Origin of the sequence: Undibacterium sp. TC4M20W, from assembly GCF_049340245.1 — a bacterium.
Lineage (GTDB): Bacteria > Pseudomonadota > Gammaproteobacteria > Burkholderiales > Burkholderiaceae_D > Undibacterium.
In genome coordinates, this window is the sequence record NZ_JBMPPI010000075.1 from 1 (window position 1) to 490 (window position 490).

Here is a 490-nt window from a genome sequence, read left to right on the forward strand (position 1 = left end):
GGCTCAACAAGCAAGGTGCGGCCATAGCCCATGTCTGCATGGAAGCTACAGGTATTTATTGGGAGGCTGTGGCACACTATTTCGCTCAACAGAAATTCCCTGTTAGTGTGGTTAACCCCGCACAAATTAAAGCATTCGGTGTCTCCCGCTTAGTCAGAACCAAAACGGATAAGGTCGATGCTCGCCTGATCTCAGAATTTGCTTTTGAGCGAAATCCTGGACTGTGGGCTGCTCCGTCATTGGCAGAGCAATCCCTACGTGCCATGGTGTTGCGCCTGGATGCCTTGCAAGTGATGCGGACACAAGAACTCAACCGGCTTGAGGTAGCCCGTGATGCCATTCGACAAGGCTTGGTTAATCATATTGAGTGGCTGGAGAAAGAAATCAAGTCACTGACCCGGTCGATCAACAATCATATGAATAATGATCCAGATTTAAAAGATAAGCAAAAATTATTAGACAGTGTTCCTGGGCTCGGCGAGCGCACGAT

The 490-nt window shown here is 48.6% G+C and carries 1 protein-coding gene; it reads left to right on the plus strand.

Annotated features, from left to right (window positions below; translation table 11 throughout):
- The coding region (locus ACO0LL_RS30340; RefSeq protein ID WP_422954538.1) for an IS110 family transposase at nt 1-490 on the plus strand (490 nt) is incomplete at both ends.